Raw genomic sequence first — 14,987 nt, 5'->3', positions numbered from 1 at the left:
CCCGCACCGTGAGACGCCTGCGCGCGGGAGAGGGCGCTCCCCGCCGCCGGTCGGCGGGGAGCGCCCTCCTCGACGTCAGACGCGGGCGACCGCGACCGCGATCTCGGTGCCGTCGCCGACCGAGCCGGTGAAGCCGCCGTCCACGTCACCGGCCTCGACGGCGTCCGCGAGGGTCTCGCCCGCGATGAAGTCGCGGTGCGCCGCCACCGCCGACAGCACCTCCTCCGGCGCCGAGACGGTCACCGTGATGCGGTCGGAGACCTGGAAGTCGGCGTCCTTGCGGGCCTGCTGGATGACGCGGACCACGTCGCGCGCCACGCCCTCGGCGGCCAGCTCCGGGGTCACCTCGGTGTCCAGCACGACCAGGCCCAGGTTCGAGGGCAGCGCCGAGGCGGCACCGGGGTTGGTGGACACCAGCCGCTCGGTGAACTCGCCCTCCTGCAGCTCGATCCCGGCCGCGACGACCGCACCGCTCGGGGTGCGGTTCCACTCGCCGGCCTTGACCGCCTTGATGACCTTCTGCACGTCGCGGCCCAGCCGCGGACCGGCGGCCCGCGCGTTCACCGCGATCTCGAAGTGCCCGTGCGCCGCCACGTCCGTGGTCAGCTCCAGCTCCTTGACGTTGACCTCGTCGCGGATCAGGTCGGCGAACGGCCGCAGCGCCTCCGCCTCCGCGGTGGCCACCACGAGCTTGGCCAGCGGCAGCCGCACCCGCAGCTTGTTGGCCTTGCGCAGCGCCGACGCCGACGAGCACACCTGGCGCACCTGGTCCATCGCGGTGACCAGCGCCGGGTCCGCGGGCAGCTCGTCGAGCCGCGGCCAGTCGGTCAGGTGCACCGAGCGGCCGCCGGTCAGCCCGCGCCACACCGCCTCGGCGGTCAGCGGCAGCATCGGCGCCACCACCCGGCAGGTCACCTCGAGCACGGTGTGCAGGGTGTCGATGGCGTCGCGGTCACCGGCCCAGAAGCGGTCGCGGGACCGCCGCACGTACCAGTTGGTCAGGACCTCCAGGAAGTCCCGGACGCTGGCGCACGCCCCGGCCAGGTCGAAGGAGTCCAGCGCAGCCTGCACGTCGGTGACCAGCTCGTGGGTCTTGGCCAGCACGTAGCGGTCCAGCACGTGCTGGCTGTCCACCCTGGACTCACCGGTGACGCCCTCGGCGTTGGCGTACAGCGCCAGGAAGTACCAGGAGTTCCACAGCGGCAGCACCGCCTGGCGCACCGCGTCCCGGATGCCCTGCTCGGTGACGACGAGGTCGCCGCCGCGCAGGATCGGGCTGGACATCAGGAACCAGCGCATCGCGTCCGAGCCGTCGCGGTCGAAGACCTCGTTGACGTCCGGGTAGTTGCGCTTGGACTTGGACATCTTCAGGCCGTCGTGGCCCAGCACGATGCCGTGCGCCAGCACGTTCTTGAACGCCGGCCGGTCGAACAGCGCGGTGGCCAGCACGTGCAGCGTGTAGAACCAGCCGCGGGTCTGCCCGTTGTACTCGACGATGAAGTCGCCCGGGTAGTGGTGCTCGAACCACTCGGCGTTGTCGAACGGGTAGTGCACCTGCGCGAACGGCATCGACCCGGACTCGAACCAGCAGTCCAGCACCTCCGGGACCCGGCGCATGGTGGACTTCCCGGTCGGGTCGTCCGGGTTGGGGCGGGTCAGCTCGTCGATCTGCGGCCGGTGCAGGTCCTTCGGCCGCACGCCGAAGTCCCGCTCCAGCTCGTCCAGCGAGCCGTAGACGTCGACGCGCGGGTGGTTCGGGTCGTCGGAGACCCACACCGGGATCGGCGAACCCCAGTACCGGTTCCGCGAGATGTTCCAGTCGCGCGCGTTCTCCAGCCACTTGCCGAACTGGCCGTCCCGGATGTGCCCCGGCACCCAGTTGATCTGCTGGTTGAGCTCGACCATGCGGTCCTTGAACTTGCTGACCGCCACGAACCAGGACGACACCGCCCGCTGGATCAGCGCGTTGTCGCAGCGCCAGCAGTGCGGGTACGGGTGGTCGTAGGTCTCGTGCCGCAGCAGCAGGCCCGCGTCCTTGAGGTCGCGGATGATCTGCTTGTTCGCCTCGAAGACCTGCAGGCCCTCGTACGGCGGCACCTCGGCGGTGAACTTGCCGTGCGCGTCGACCGGGACCACCGGCTGGATGTCCGCGGCGTCGGTGACGGCCTTGTCCTCCTCACCGAAGGCCGGGGCGATGTGCACCAGCCCGGTGCCGTCGTCGGTGGTGACGTAGTCGGCGGCGAGCACCTGGTGGGCGTTCTCGCGGCCGAGGAAGAAGTCGAACGGCGGCCGGTACTTCGTGCCCAGCAGCTCGGCACCGGTGAAGCGCGCGACGACGTGGTCGGCGACGTCCTCGCCGAGCTCCCGCGCGTAGGCGCTCAGCCGGGCCTCGGCCAGCACGTAGCGCTCCGCGCTGGTCGGCGGCGCCACGAGCACGTAGTCCACCTCGGGGTGCACCGCGACGGCGAGGTTGGACGGCAGCGTCCACGGCGTGGTCGTCCAGGCCAGGGCCAGCGCACCGTCGTAGGCCTTGCCCGGCGCCTCCAGGCGCATGCCGACCGTCACCGCCGGGTCCTGCCGCTGGCGGTAGACGTCGTCCATGCGGGTCTCGGTGTTGGACAGCGGCGTCTCGCAGCGCCAGCAGTACCAGAGCACCCGGAAGCCCTCGTAGACCAGACCCTTGTCCCACAGGGTCTTGAAGGCCCACATGACGCTCTCCATGTAGTCCAGGTCGAGCGTCTTGTAGTCGTTGGCGAAGTCCACCCACCGGGCCTGCCGGGTGACGTACTCCTCCCACTCCGAGGTGTAGCGCAGCACCGAGGTGCGGCAGGCGTCGTTGAACGCGGCCACACCCATGTCCTCGATCTCGGACTTGGAGGTGATGCCGAGCTGCTTCTCGGCCTCCACCTCGGCGGGCAGGCCGTGGCAGTCCCAGCCGAACCGCCGCTCCACCCGGCGGCCGCGCATCGTCTGGTAGCGGGGGATGACGTCCTTGACGTAGCCGGTCAGCAGGTGCCCGTAGTGCGGCAGGCCGTTGGCGAACGGCGGTCCGTCGTAGAACACGAACTCGTTGGCGCCGTTGTCCCCGGCCTCGCGCGCCTGCACCGAAGCGCGGAAGGTGTCGTCCTCGGCCCAGGAATCCAGCACCTGGCGCTCGATCGCCGGGAACGCGGGCTGGGCAGCCACGCCGCGCTCACCGTTGTCGCCGAACTGAACCTTGGGGTAAGACATCGCGGATGCGCTCCTCGCGGTGTGTGTCATCGCTGCCGCACGGTCACCGGAAGCCCGGTAGCCACGCGGGGACGACACCTCGTGCGCGTGCTCCGCACGAGATCCGCGGTACCACCCCGCTTGCCGTCGACGTGCGCCGACGACCCCTCGTTGCCAGCTGTGACGGGCTGGACCCGTCCGGTTCTACTGAGGCGCCAGGGCGCCCGTTCTTCCGGAAGCTCCCCGGTGATGGCCGGATCATCGCCTGTTCCCCACCCAGAGTACCGGGTGCGTGACGCCCGCTCGCACCGGCTCCGGCGCCGCCGCGGTCAGGACCGGCGGACCTCGGCGGCGATGGTGGCGTTCGGCGCGCACAGCGCGCAGGGCGTGAAGCCCAGCTCGCGGGCTTCCCGCAGGGTGAGCGTGACGGTCTTGCGCGAACCGATCCACTCGCAGGTGCGCACGTGGTAGCGCGGCCGCTCGTCGATCACCAGGACCTCGGCGTCGGGCCGCGCCGCCTCGGCGGCGTTGCTGCGCTCCTCCGCCGGTTCCTCGCCGACGTCGGCGAACGGCGGCTCGCCGGTCTCCTGCGCCACCCGCCGGCGGCTCCGCACCCGGTCGACCACCAGCAGCCCGACGGCGACGGCACTGGCCAGCACCGACAGCCACGCCAGCTCGGCGTCCCCGCCCACCACGGCGGCGACCAGGACCCCGGCGGCCAGCAGGACCAGCAGCAGCACGACCAACAGCACGCGACCTCACACCTCTCGCGTCACGGGACCGAACGCACGGCAGCGGCGACGGGCGCGCCACCCGTCGCCGCTGACCTCACCGCGAGTCCGTGCTCCTGGTCCGGGCGTCACCGGCACCGCCGCGACGCGAGCCAGGACGGGTCGTCAGCCGGCTTCGGCTGCGCGCGCCCCGAAGCTGTAGCTGGCCTGCTGACCGGACGAGCGGCTCCCGCTGCTCTCGGCGGGCGCCGCCGAGCCCCGGTCCTGCAGTTCGCGCAGCTGCGACTCCAGGTACGTCTGCAGTCGAGTGCGGTACTCGCGCTCGAACGTGCGCAGGGTTTCGATCTTCTTCTCGAGGGCGTTCTTCTCCGATGTGATGTTGCCCATCACCTCGGCGTGCTTGCGCTGCGCGTCGCGCTCCAGGTTCGCGGCCTTCTCGCGAGCCTGCCGCTCCAGCGTCTCGGCGCGGGTGCGGGCGTCGTTGAGCATCGTCTCGGCCCGGGTCCGGGACTCGTTGACCATGCTGTCGGCCTTCGAGCGCGCCTCCGAGAGCAGCTGCTCGGACTTCGTCCGGGCCTCGGCGAGCATGCCGTCGGCCTCGGCCTTGGCCTCACCGGTCAGCCGGTCGGCCATCTCCTGCGCGAGGCCCAGCACCTTGGCGGCCTGCACGTGGTGATCGCCACCGGGCGAGGTCTGCTCGGCAGCGGTCGGCGCCGGGACCGGGGTGAGCCGGCGCGGTTCCTCCGTCGGGGCCGGGGTCGAGGAAGCGGCCGCCGCCTGGTTGCGGGCGTCCTCCAGGTCGACCTGCGCGGACTGCAGCTGGGCCTCCAGCTGCTCGACCTGGCTGCGCAGATCGTTGTTCTCCTCCACCAGCCGGGCAAGCTCGGCTTCAACCAGGTCGAGGAATGCGTCCACCTCGTCCTCGTTGTAGCCCCGCTTACCGATCGGAGGTTTGCTGAACGCGACGTTGTGCACGTCGGCGGGGGTCAGGCCCACAAGATCACCTCACGCACTCCTCGGCTGCGGGTAGCCCGGGTTCCCCGTCACCCGGGCTGGACCAGTCGCATCAGTATGAACACGACCAGCAGCAGCACCATAATCGATAGGTCCAGTCCGACGCCGCCGATCCGGACCGTCGGAATCACCCGACGCACCAACTTCACTGGTGGGTCGGTCACTGTGTAGATGCTCTCCAACGCGATTGCAACCCCCCCGACGGGCCGCCAATCGCGCGCGAACACTCGAACGAGTTCGATCACGATACGGGCCGTGAGCAGGAGCCAGAAGAAGAACAGAACGTAGAACAGGACGATCTGCACCGGGTTCACGCTTCAACTGTGCCACCACTCACCCGTAGTTGAAAAAGGCACCCTCGGCGAGCCGTCGCTTGTCCTCCGCCGCGACGTCCACGTTGGGAGGTGAGAGCAAGAACACGCGGTTGGTGACCTTCTCGATCGAGCCGCGCAGCGCGAACGCCAACCCGGCCGCGAAGTCGACCAGCCGCTTGGCGTCGGCCTCCTCCATCTCGGTCAGGTTCATGATCACCGGCGTGCCGTCCCGGTACTGCTCGCCGATGGTCCGCGCCTCGCTGTAGCTGCGCGGGTGCAACGTTGTGATCTTGCTCAAGTTGAACTGGGTACCGGTGTCGGTGACCGCCCGCAGCCGCGATACGTTCTCCCGCGGCTGGTCGGTGGGCAGCGCGCTGCGCACCGGGCTGTCCGACGACCACTGCCGCCGCGGGCGCGGCGGTTCCCGGTAGTCCTCGGCGAAGTCCGGCTCGACGTCGGCCTCCGCCTGGTAGCCACCGCGGGTGCCGACCCTGCGCCGTCCACCCCGCTCGGCAGGAGCGTCGTAACCGTCGCGGTCGGAGTCGCCGTACCGGTCGCGATAACCGACCTCGTCGTCGTAGTCCTCGACCTCGTCGGCCGGAACCATGCCGAAGTAGGCCTTCAACTTGTGCAAAGCGCTCATCGGCATGCCCTTCCTGTGCGACTCCTTGCACCGAGCACGAGGAGGCCGGCCTTCGACCCCCTGTCCTGCGGCTATGGCGAGGTTAACCGCCGCCCGCCGAGCAGCGCGGTTCCGACACGCACCCGGGTCGAGCCGTGCGCGACGGCACTCTCCAGGTCGCCGGACATCCCCGCCGACACCTCGACAGCTTCGGGGTGATCTCCCCGTAACCGCTCGGAGATCTTGGAAAGTGTGTCGAAGGCCACATCCGGATCGCCACCCAATGGTGCGACCGCCATCACTCCGCGCAGTCGAAGATCACCTGTCTGAGTGATCATATCGGCTAGCGCGGGCACGTCGTCGGGTCGACAACCCCCGCGACCCTCCGCCTCGTCCAGGCTGACCTGCACCAACACGTCCAAGGGGTGTGTTCTGTCACCCGCGTCGAGGGCGTTCGCGGTCGCCCGGCGCAGCGCCTCGACGAGCCGCGCGCTGTCCACCGACTCGACCACGTCGGCCCAGCGGACCACGGCCCGCGCCTTGTTCCGCTGCAACTGGCCGACCATGTGCCAGCGCACCGAGGCGGACGGGCGCAGCTCGGTGAACTCGGCCACCTTGCCGCGCGCCTCCTGCTCCCGGTTCTCCGCGAACGCGGTCTGCCCCAGGTCGGCCAGCAGCGCCACGTCCGAAGCGGGGAAGGTCTTGGTCACCGCCAGCAGCTCGACCTCGCTCGGGTCGCGTCCCGCAGCGCGGCAGGCGCGGTCGATCCGCGCGCGCACCTCGCGCAGCGATGCCTCCAGCTCCGCACGGCGCTGTTCCTCGCTCACTCGGCGTCCTCCGGCTCCGCCCAGGTCACCGCGGCGAACCGGCCGGTGCGCCCGCGGTCACGACGATGGCTGTACAGCTCAGGTGATTCCATGGTGCAGCGCGGGTCCACACCGATCTTGGCGATGCCCGCGGCGGCCAGCTGCTCCCAGATGCCCGCGCGCAGGTCCAGCCCCGGGGTGCCCTTGCGGGTCGTGCACGCGCTGCCGGGCAGGTGCTCCTCGACGTCGGCCTGCATGGCGGCGGGCACCTCGTAGCACTGCCCGCACGCCGCCGGCCCGAGCAGCGCCTCGACGCGGTCGAGGCGGGCGCCGGCCTGCTGCATCGCCTTCAGCGCCGCCACGACGACGCCCACGCGCGCCCCGACCCGCCCGGCGTGCACGGCCGAGACCACACCGGTCTCCGGGTCGCCGAGCAGCACGGGCACGCAGTCCGCGGTGAGCACGGCCAACGCCAGCCCCGGCCGGGCGGTCACCAACGCGTCGGTGGCCTCCACCGGCTCGGACCGCGGGCCGTCGACGACGGTCGCGGTGCGGCCGTGGATCTGCTCCATCCACACCACGTGGTCCTCGGGCAGGCCGATGCCGTCGGCCAGCTTCCGCTGGTTCGCGGCCAGCGCTGCCGGGTCGTCACCGACGCGACCGCCGAGGTTGAACGAATCGAACGGCGGCCGGGAACTCCCGCCCTCCCGCGTGGTGATCACGCGCCGGATCCGCACTGCACCAGCCTCCCAACACGACTCGACACCGGGAGCTTCCCCGCTCCCGGTGTCGATTCTCGCTCATGCACCGCCGCTCGGAGGCGGTGCGTGGGACCGGCCGCAGCTCCCGCCCGGCCGGTTCCCCTCGGTCGTCGTCCGCGCCCGGACCTCGCGGCCGCGTGGCCGCTCAGCGGCGCATGAACGGCGGTATGTCGACGTCGTCGTCGGTGTCGTCGTTGACCGGCACGCCGCGGCCCAGCCCGCCACCGGGACGGGCGGTGGTGGCGTTGTGCGTCGGGTAGCCGCCGGTCCCGCGCGTGGTGGGCGTGGCGGGCACCGAGACGCTCTGCTGACCCGCCGCCGAGCCGTCGCCGCCGAACAGCCCGGTCCGCTGGCCGAGGTCGGGCCGCGGCCGCGCCGGCTCGCTCTCCTGCTGCGCCGGGGTCTCCGGCTGCTGCGTCGGCTGCGCCGGGGTCGACTGGGCCTGCGTCGGCTGCGCCGGGGTCGACTGCGCGGGCGTGGTCGACTGCGCGGCCGGGGACTGCCCCTCGCCGGCGACCGGCTGCTCCGCCTGCGGCGTCGACGAGGAGGACTGCGCCGTGTCCGCCCGGGACTCGACCTGCGGCTGGCCCGGCTTCTCGGTGCTCGACGACTCGGTGTCCTCGCTGCGGCCGCCGACCTTGGTCGGCTCGAGCTTCTTGTGCGTCGGGGTGCCGGAGTCGAAGCCGGCGGCGATCACCGTCACCCGGACCTCGTCGCCGAGCGAGTCGTCGATCACCGTCCCGAAGATGATGTTCGCGTCCGGGTGCGCGGACTCCTGCACCAGCGACGCCGACTCGTTGATCTCGAACAACCCGAGGTCGGACCCGCCCGCGATGGCCAGCAGCACGCCGTGCGCGCCCTCCATGGACGCCTCCAGCAGCGGCGAGTTGATCGCCTTCTGCGCGGCCTGCACGGCTCTGCCCTCGCCGCTGGCCGAGCCGATGCCCATCAGCGCGCTGCCCGCGCCGGACATGACGCTCTTGACGTCGGCGAAGTCGAGGTTGATCAGACCCGGGGTGGTGATCAGGTCGGTGATGCCCTGGACACCGGAGAGCAGCACCTCGTCAGCGGAGCGGAAGGCGTCCATCAGGCTCACCCCGATGTCGCCCAGCTGCAGCAGGCGGTCGTTCGGGATGACGATGAGCGTGTCGCAGCACTCCCGGAGCTCCTTGATGCCCTGCTCCGCCTGCGCGGCGCGCCGCTTGCCCTCGAAGGTGAACGGACGGGTCACCACGCCGATGGTCAGCGCGCCGAGCTTGCGCGCGATCGACGCGACGACGGGCGCACCACCGGTACCGGTGCCGCCGCCCTCACCGGCCGTCACGAACACCATGTCGGCGCCCTTGAGGACCTCTTCGATCTCCTCCTTGTGGTCCTCGGCAGCCTTGTGGCCGACCTCCGGCGCGGCGCCTGCCCCGAGACCGCGGGTGAGCTCGCGGCCGATGTCGAGCTTGACGTCGGCATCGGACATCAGCAGGGCCTGCGCGTCGGTGTTCACCGCGATGAACTCGACGCCCTTGAGCCCGACCTCGATCATGCGGTTCACGGCATTGACGCCGCCGCCACCGATGCCGACGACCTTGATCACCGCGAGGTAGTTGTGCGGGGGCGTCATCGGATCCGCCTTCCTGATCGTGGCTGGAGTGCTCTCTGCGTCGACCGCCGGGATGGTCGCTGGCCGGTCGCCGCCGATTCCGGTCCCCCTGGTCGCCACGGCGCGGGTTCGCCTGGTGCGACCGATCCCGGGCCTGATCCGGACGGTAAGCGGGCCGGAGCCGTCACGTCCAGCAGCCACGCCGGGATCCGTGCCAGGTGTGTTGCGCCGTGCACCTCGTCGCTTTCCGTCTCGACCGGTTCTCTTGTCCAGCGGGTCCGCCAGCGGAGTCGCAGCGAGCCCAGTTCGTTCCTCCCCTTGTGGTGACCACGCCACGGACGAGATCACCACCGACACCGTACCTGGCCACCGCCCCACGCGGGCGAGGCAGGCGGGAAGCGATCGCGCCTGTTCCGTCGCGATCTCCCCGGCGGGTGACGCGCGGTCGAGAACCCCGCTCGCGCAGCGCGAATCCCGACCGCAGGTGTCGGGATTCGGTGGCACCGTCGGTCCCGGCGGATCGAGACCTGGAGGACGTCTGGACATGGCAGGAGAACTGCACGGCAAGGTCGCGCTGGTCGCCGGAGCCACCCGCGGTGCGGGTCGCGGCATCGCGGTGGAACTGGGGGCGGCCGGCGCGACGGTGTACGCCACGGGACGGAGCACGCGGGCGCAGCGCTCGGACTACGACCGGCCGGAGACCATTGAGGACACTGCCGAGCTGGTGACCCGGGCCGGCGGCACCGGCATCGCGGTCCGGGTGGACCACACCGACCCCGACCAGGTCCGCGACCTGGTGCGGCGGGTGGAGTCCGAGCAGGGGCGGCTGGACGTGCTGGTCAACGACCTCGGCGGCGAGCACCTCATGGACTGGGGCAAGCCGATCTGGGAGCACGACCTGGGGAAGGGGCTGGCGCGGCTGCGGGTCGGCATCGAGGCGCACATGATCACCGCGCACTTCGCCCTGGCGCTGCTGAGCCGGCGGCCGGGCGGGCTGGTCGTGGAGCTCACCGACGGCACCGCCGAGGTCCACGAGCAGTACTACCGCAGCGACTGCGGCGCGTTCTTCGACGTCGCGAAGACGGCCATGCACCGGTTGGCGCGCGCGGAGGGCGAGGAACTGCGTCCGTTCGGCGGTACCGCGGTGTCGCTGACGCCGGGCTGGCTGCGGTCGGAGATGATGCTCGACCACTTCGGCGTCACCGAGGAGAACTGGCGGGAGTCCACCACCGCGCCGGAGGGCTTCGGGGTCTCCGAGTCGCCGGCCTACGTGGGCCGCGCGGTGGTCGCCCTGGCCACGGACCCGGACGTGGCGCGGTGGAACACGCAGTCGCTGTCCAGCGGGTACCTGGCGAAGGTCTACGGGTTCACCGACGTCGACGGCTCGCAGCCGGACGCCTGGCGCTACCTCCAGGAGGTCGAGTGGGTCGGCGGGTCGGGCAGTCCGGACGACTACCGCTGATCCGGCGGGTCGTAGAGCTCGGTGAGCCGGCGGGCGGCGTCGGCGAAGCGGCGGCGCAGCTCCGGCGGACCGAGGACCTCCACCTCCGGGCCCAGCCCGAGGAGCTGGCCGTAGGCGACGTCGAGGGACTCGACCGGCAGGCGGGTGGTGACCCAGCCGTCCGGGTCCGGTGCGCTCGCCGCGGCTTCGGCCTGCTGCGCTCCGGCCGGGTCGGCGACCACGTGCAGCGCGCGCAGGCCGGACGGGCTGACGCGGACGTCGACCGCCTCGCGCAGCAGGGACCGGGCGAACTCCTCGGACGACCGCTCCCAGAAGGCGGCCAGGTCGAAGTCCTCGTCCCGGGCGAACCGCTCGTCGGTGACCTCGACGGTGGTGAAGCGGTCCACGCGGTAGTTCAGGAACCGCTGGTCGCGGCGAGCCACGAGGTACCAGACCCCGGCCTTGAGCACGAGGCCGTGGGGTTCCAGCTCGCGCCGCACCTCGCGGTCGCCGCGCGCGTACTTCGCGGTGACCGTGAGGTCCGACCACACCGCGCGGCTGAGTTCCGGCAGCACCGCGGGCGTCTCGGCCTCGCGGAACCAGCGCGGCGCGTCGAGGTGGAAGCGCTGCCCGACGCGCTGCGGCGCGTCGCGGAACGGCGGTGCGAGCGCGGCGGAGGCCTTGTGCCGCGCCGCCGCGACCGCGTCCCCGAGCCCCATCTCGGCCGCGGCCGCGGGGACCCCGGACAGGAACAGCGCTTCGGCCTCGTCGCGGTGCAGTCCGGTGAGCGTCGAGCGGTAGCCGCCGAGCAGCCGGTACCCGCCGGCCCGTCCGCGCTCGGCGTAGACCGGCACCCCGGCCTCGGCCAGCGCGAGCACGTCCCGCGCCACCGTGCGCTCCGAGACCTCCAGCTCCCGGGCGAGTTCCGGGCCGGTCATCGACCCCCGCGCCTGGAGCAGGCACAACAACGAGACCAACCGCGACGCCCGCACCGGCCGAGGATATCCGGCACGGCCCCGCTCCCCCGGCGTGCCCGGCGTCACGGTGGCGACGGCGGAACAACGCGTGACGCCCGAACCACCTCCCCTCGTGAGTGCCGAAACCGGCTCGAACCGGCCTCCGCACTCACGACCCCCACGCACCCGGTGAGTCCCCCGTGGCCACCGAGCGCCCGGAGCACCCCGGTGCGCACACGCTCGAGCCGCTCGAGGACACCCGAGCGGGGAACGTGAAGGGCTCGACTCCGCCGGGTGAGGAGCGGCTCCGGTCGTGAGTGCGAAGACCGGCTGGGGCCGGTTCAGGCACTCACGACCCCACCGCGGCCCGGGGCCGCGAGCGGGGGCACCCGCCAGGGCGGTTGTCGTGAGTGCGAAGGCCGGTTGGGAGCGGCTTCCGCGCTCACGACCTCAGCGGAGGCCGGTGGTCTTGAGGGAGGCGACGAGCCAGCGCTGGCCGAGGAGGAAGACGAGGACCGTGGGGAGGGCGGCCAGGACGCCTGCCGCGACCACGTAGTGCTGCTTGGAGGCGTACTGGCCCTGGAGGGAGGCGATGCCGACCTGGACCACGCGCAGCGACTCGTCCTGGGCCACCGCCAGCGGCCACAGGAAGGAGTTCCAGTTGGCCAGGAAGAACAGCACCGCCAGGGCCGCGAGCATCGGGCGGCTCAGCGGCAGGATCACGTGCCAGTAGATCCGCCAGTGACCGCAGCCGTCCAGGTGCGCCGCCTCCTCCAGCTCGCGCGGCACGCCCAGGTAGAACTGGCGCAGCAGGAAGATGCCGAAGGCGTTGAACAGGCCAGGCACGATCAGCCCCGCGTAGGTGTCGACCATGCCCAACCCGCGGACCACGATGAACAGCGGCACGAGGATCACCGGCAGCGACACCAGCAGCGTGGCCACCACCGAGGCGAACGCCAGTCCCCGGCCGCGGAAGGACATCCGGGCCAGCGCGTAGGCCGCCATCGAGTGCAGGAACAGGGCGATCACCGTGACCGTGACCGAGACGAACGCGCTGTTGGCGAGGTAGCGCCGGAACGGCACCTCGGTGAGCACGTGGAGCACGTTGTCCAGCGTCAGCTCGCTCGGCCAGCTCAGCTCGTACAGCTCCGAGGCCGGCCGGAACGCGCTGAGCAGGAACCACAGCAGCGGCGCGACCACCAGGAAGGCCAGCAGGTAGGCCGCGATCGCGCGCCCGCGCACCCTACGCATCGAACCGACCTCCCCTGGTCAGGGCGAACATCACCGCGGTGACCGCGCCGAGGGAGACCACCAGCAGCGCGCAGATCGCCGCGGCGTAGCCGAACCGGCCGAACTGGAAGGCCTGCTGGTAGGCGTAGTACACGACGGTCGTGGTGGCGTTGGCCGGCCCGCCGGAGGTGGTGACGAAGACCAGGTCGAACACCTGCAGCCCGGTCACCGCGTTGATCGTCGAGGTGACCAGCACGAAGAAGCTGGTCGGGCGCAGCATCGGCCAGGTCACGTGCCGGAACCGCTGCCACGGCCCGCCACCGTCCACGATGGCCGCGTCGTAGTGCTCGCGCGGGATGTCCTGCAGGCCGCCGAGGAAGATGAGCATCTGGTAGCCCATCAGGAACCACACGCTGATCAGCACCAACGTGATCAGCGCCAGGTCCGGGTCCCCGAGCCAGGACACGTCGTCGAGCCCGGTCAGCCGGGCCACCGCGCCGGTCTTGTCGGTGAGCAGGAACTGCCAGAGCAGGCCGATCACCACCAGGCTCACCGCGTTCGGCAGGAACAGCGCCGCGCGCACCGCGCCCACTCCGGGGAAGTGGTCCTTGACCAGCAGCGCCAGCCCGAGCGAGGCGAAGAAGGCCAGCGGCACGAACAGCGCCGCGTACAGCGCGGTGATGCCGAAGCTGCGCCACAGCAGCCCGTCCCCGGCCATCAGCCGGAAGTTGTCCAGCCCGGCCCACTCGACGTTGCCGAACCCGTCGACGTCGAACAGGCCCACCACCAGGGCCAGCGCCGTCGGGACGATGATGAACAGCAGCAGGCCGAGGCCGTCGGGCGCCAGGAAGGCGAAGGCCGCCGCGGCGTCGGAGGATCGTCGTCGCTCGCTCACTGGATCGGCGCTCCGTCGTAGGTGGACAGGAAGGTGTCGATCTGCGCGGCCGCGGCCTCGGCCGCCGCCACCGGGTCACCGCCGTCGAGCTGGCAGGACTGCACCGCGTCGGAGATCGCCCGGTAGACCTCGGGCGGGTAGCGCGGTTCCGGGCGGGCCCGCGCCATCACCTCCTCCTTGAACACCCGCATCGGCCCGCTGTCGAAGGCGCCGTGCTCGTCGGCGGCGCGCTGGACCGAGTAGCGGGGCGGCAGGTTGGTCTTGGCGACGGTGTTCCAGCGCCGCATCCGCTCGATGCACGCCGGGTCGGTGGACCCCAGCGCCCACACCACGAACTCGGCCGCGGCCTGCGGGTTCGCGCTGTGGGCGTTGGCCACCATGGCCCAGCTGCCCAGCACCGTCGTGTAGCTGCCTCCGGGCGGGGTGGGCATGGGGACGACGCCGTAGCGGAAGTCCGGGGCCTGCTCGGCGATCTCGGCGATGCCCCAGACGCCGAGCTGCTGCATGGCGCAGTAGCCGTCGGCGATGTTGGAGATCGAGTCGTTGCCGCCCGACCCCCGCACCCGGCGCGGCGCGACCCCGGAGGTGACGGTGTCCTGCCAGAACTGCAGCGCGGCGTGCACCCCCGGGCCGTCGAACGCCGAGCGCCGCTGGTCGGGGGTGAACACCTCGCCGCCGGCCATCCACATCGCCTGGTAGAAGGTGAAGTTCTGGTAGTAGCCGGGGTTGGTCTCCAGCAGCAGCCCGAACCGGTCCGGGGTGGTCAGCCGCTCGGCGACCGCGATCAGCTCGTCCCAGGTGCGCGGCAGGTCGCCCTCGGCGAGTCCGGCCTCCTCGAAGGCCGCTTCGCTGTAGTAGAGCGCGAGCGGTTCGATCTCCATCGGCAGGCCGTAGACCCGGTCACCGACCAGGCGGGTCTCCAGCACCTGCGGCAGGAAGTCCGCGCGCACCTCGGGTTCCAGGTACGGCGTGAGGTCGAGCAGCGCGCCACCGTTGTGGTAGCGCAGGAAGTCACCGGGGCTGAGCAGGAAGACGTCCGGTCCGGCGCCCGCGCTGAACGAGGTCTGCAGCACCGGGCCGGAGGTGTAGTCCTTGGTCGGCACGTAGCGCAGCCGGACCTTGACCTCGTGGGTGGCGTTCCACTCCTCGGCGAGCTGCACGAACCAGTCGCTCTGCGACTTCTGCTGCCCGCCGGGCCCGTAGAAGTTCCAGAACGTGATCTCGTTCGGGTCGCGCGCGGGACCGCACCCGGCCAGGGCCGGACCGGCCAGCGCCGCGGCACCGACCCCGCCGAGGAACGCACGCCGACTGATCGCCCCACGCGGTCGAGCCACACGACCACCCCCGCCCAGCGCCGGTGCTGGTAAACGATTGCTCAGACGCTATTGATCGCCCGATGCGGTGGTCAATGGG

Annotated in this window: 13 protein-coding genes; 1 reads left to right on the top strand and 12 read right to left on the bottom strand. The window is 71.6% G+C overall.

The annotated features are described in order from the left end of the window. Nucleotides 1-75: 75 nt before the first annotated feature. The 8 genes from ileS to ftsZ all read right to left on the bottom strand — a co-directional run bounded on the left by ileS (nucleotide 76) and on the right by ftsZ (nucleotide 9,073). Nucleotides 76-3,231, bottom strand: a complete 3,156-nt coding sequence (ileS, locus tag HNR68_RS10005; RefSeq protein WP_179719783.1) for an isoleucine--tRNA ligase — start codon at nucleotides 3,229-3,231, stop codon at nucleotides 76-78. Between the two features lie 308 nt (nucleotides 3,232-3,539). Then, nucleotides 3,540-3,962: a hypothetical protein gene (locus HNR68_RS10000; RefSeq protein WP_179719781.1), complete on the bottom strand. Its 423-nt coding sequence runs from the start codon at nucleotides 3,960-3,962 to the stop codon at nucleotides 3,540-3,542. Nucleotides 3,963-4,106: 144 nt separating this feature from the next. Further along, entirely contained in the window at nucleotides 4,107-4,937 is an 831-nt protein-coding gene (gene wag31 / locus HNR68_RS09995) for a DivIVA-like cell division protein Wag31 (RefSeq protein ID WP_179719779.1), read from the bottom strand. Between the two features lie 47 nt (nucleotides 4,938-4,984). Continuing rightward, nucleotides 4,985-5,269: a YggT family protein gene (locus HNR68_RS09990; protein WP_093160639.1), complete on the bottom strand. Its 285-nt coding sequence runs from the start codon at nucleotides 5,267-5,269 to the stop codon at nucleotides 4,985-4,987. Nucleotides 5,270-5,288: 19 nt separating this feature from the next. Continuing rightward, complete coding sequence (locus tag HNR68_RS09985; protein ID WP_179719777.1) at nucleotides 5,289-5,912, bottom strand: cell division protein SepF; 624 nt, start codon at nucleotides 5,910-5,912, stop codon at nucleotides 5,289-5,291. Between the two features lie 71 nt (nucleotides 5,913-5,983). Continuing rightward, a complete protein-coding gene (locus HNR68_RS09980; protein WP_179719775.1) occupies nucleotides 5,984-6,718 on the bottom strand; it encodes a YggS family pyridoxal phosphate-dependent enzyme in 735 nt (244 codons plus the stop codon). After that, nucleotides 6,715-7,434 (bottom strand): peptidoglycan editing factor PgeF, encoded by a 720-nt coding sequence (pgeF, locus tag HNR68_RS09975; protein ID WP_179719773.1) that lies wholly within the window; start codon nucleotides 7,432-7,434, stop codon nucleotides 6,715-6,717. The genes HNR68_RS09980 and pgeF overlap by 4 nt, the downstream gene beginning before the upstream one ends. 169 nt (nucleotides 7,435-7,603) lie before the next feature. Next, entirely contained in the window at nucleotides 7,604-9,073 is a 1,470-nt protein-coding gene (gene ftsZ / locus HNR68_RS09970) for a cell division protein FtsZ (RefSeq protein ID WP_179719771.1), read from the bottom strand. Between the two features lie 523 nt (nucleotides 9,074-9,596). On the opposite strand from ftsZ, the gene HNR68_RS09965 reads away from it, so the two are divergent. Next, nucleotides 9,597-10,514, top strand: coding sequence for an SDR family oxidoreductase (locus HNR68_RS09965; protein WP_179719769.1), 918 nt, complete (start codon nucleotides 9,597-9,599; stop codon nucleotides 10,512-10,514). On the opposite strand, the gene HNR68_RS09960 is transcribed toward HNR68_RS09965, so the two are convergent. The 4 genes from HNR68_RS09960 to HNR68_RS09945 all read right to left on the bottom strand — a co-directional run bounded on the left by HNR68_RS09960 (nucleotide 10,505) and on the right by HNR68_RS09945 (nucleotide 14,908). Beyond that, complete coding sequence (locus HNR68_RS09960) at nucleotides 10,505-11,485, bottom strand: WCX domain-containing protein (protein WP_179719767.1); 981 nt, start codon at nucleotides 11,483-11,485, stop codon at nucleotides 10,505-10,507. The two genes, HNR68_RS09965 and HNR68_RS09960, sit on opposite strands and share 10 nt — an antisense overlap. A 414-nt stretch (nucleotides 11,486-11,899) precedes the next feature. Continuing rightward, entirely contained in the window at nucleotides 11,900-12,700 is an 801-nt protein-coding gene (locus HNR68_RS09955) for a carbohydrate ABC transporter permease (RefSeq protein WP_179719764.1), read from the bottom strand. After that, entirely contained in the window at nucleotides 12,693-13,574 is an 882-nt protein-coding gene (locus HNR68_RS09950; protein ID WP_179719762.1) for an ABC transporter permease subunit, read from the bottom strand. The genes HNR68_RS09955 and HNR68_RS09950 overlap by 8 nt, the downstream gene beginning before the upstream one ends. Next, entirely contained in the window at nucleotides 13,571-14,908 is a 1,338-nt protein-coding gene (locus tag HNR68_RS09945; RefSeq protein WP_343050041.1) for an ABC transporter substrate-binding protein, read from the bottom strand. Before HNR68_RS09945 ends, HNR68_RS09950 begins: the two co-directional genes overlap by 4 nt. Between the last annotated feature and the right edge of the window lie 79 nt (nucleotides 14,909-14,987).

This window comes from Saccharopolyspora hordei (assembly GCF_013410345.1).
In the GTDB taxonomy this organism is placed as follows: Bacteria; Actinomycetota; Actinomycetes; order Mycobacteriales; family Pseudonocardiaceae; genus Saccharopolyspora; species Saccharopolyspora hordei.
Note: the sequence above shows the minus strand (reverse complement) of the source record. Positions and strands in the feature narration are given on the sequence as shown.

Excerpts from the sequence above, each read along its gene's own strand:
- ileS (WP_179719783.1), bottom strand. The coding sequence starts at position 3,231 with ATGTCTTACCCCAAGGTTCAGTTCGGCGACAACGGTGAGCGCGGCGTG.
- ftsZ (WP_179719771.1), bottom strand. The coding sequence starts at position 9,073 with ATGACGCCCCCGCACAACTACCTCGCGGTGATCAAGGTCGTCGGCATC.
- HNR68_RS09965 (WP_179719769.1), top strand. The coding sequence starts at position 9,597 with ATGGCAGGAGAACTGCACGGCAAGGTCGCGCTGGTCGCCGGAGCCACC.
- HNR68_RS09955 (WP_179719764.1), bottom strand. The coding sequence starts at position 12,700 with ATGCGTAGGGTGCGCGGGCGCGCGATCGCGGCCTACCTGCTGGCCTTC.
- HNR68_RS09985 (WP_179719777.1), bottom strand. The coding sequence starts at position 5,912 with ATGAGCGCTTTGCACAAGTTGAAGGCCTACTTCGGCATGGTTCCGGCC.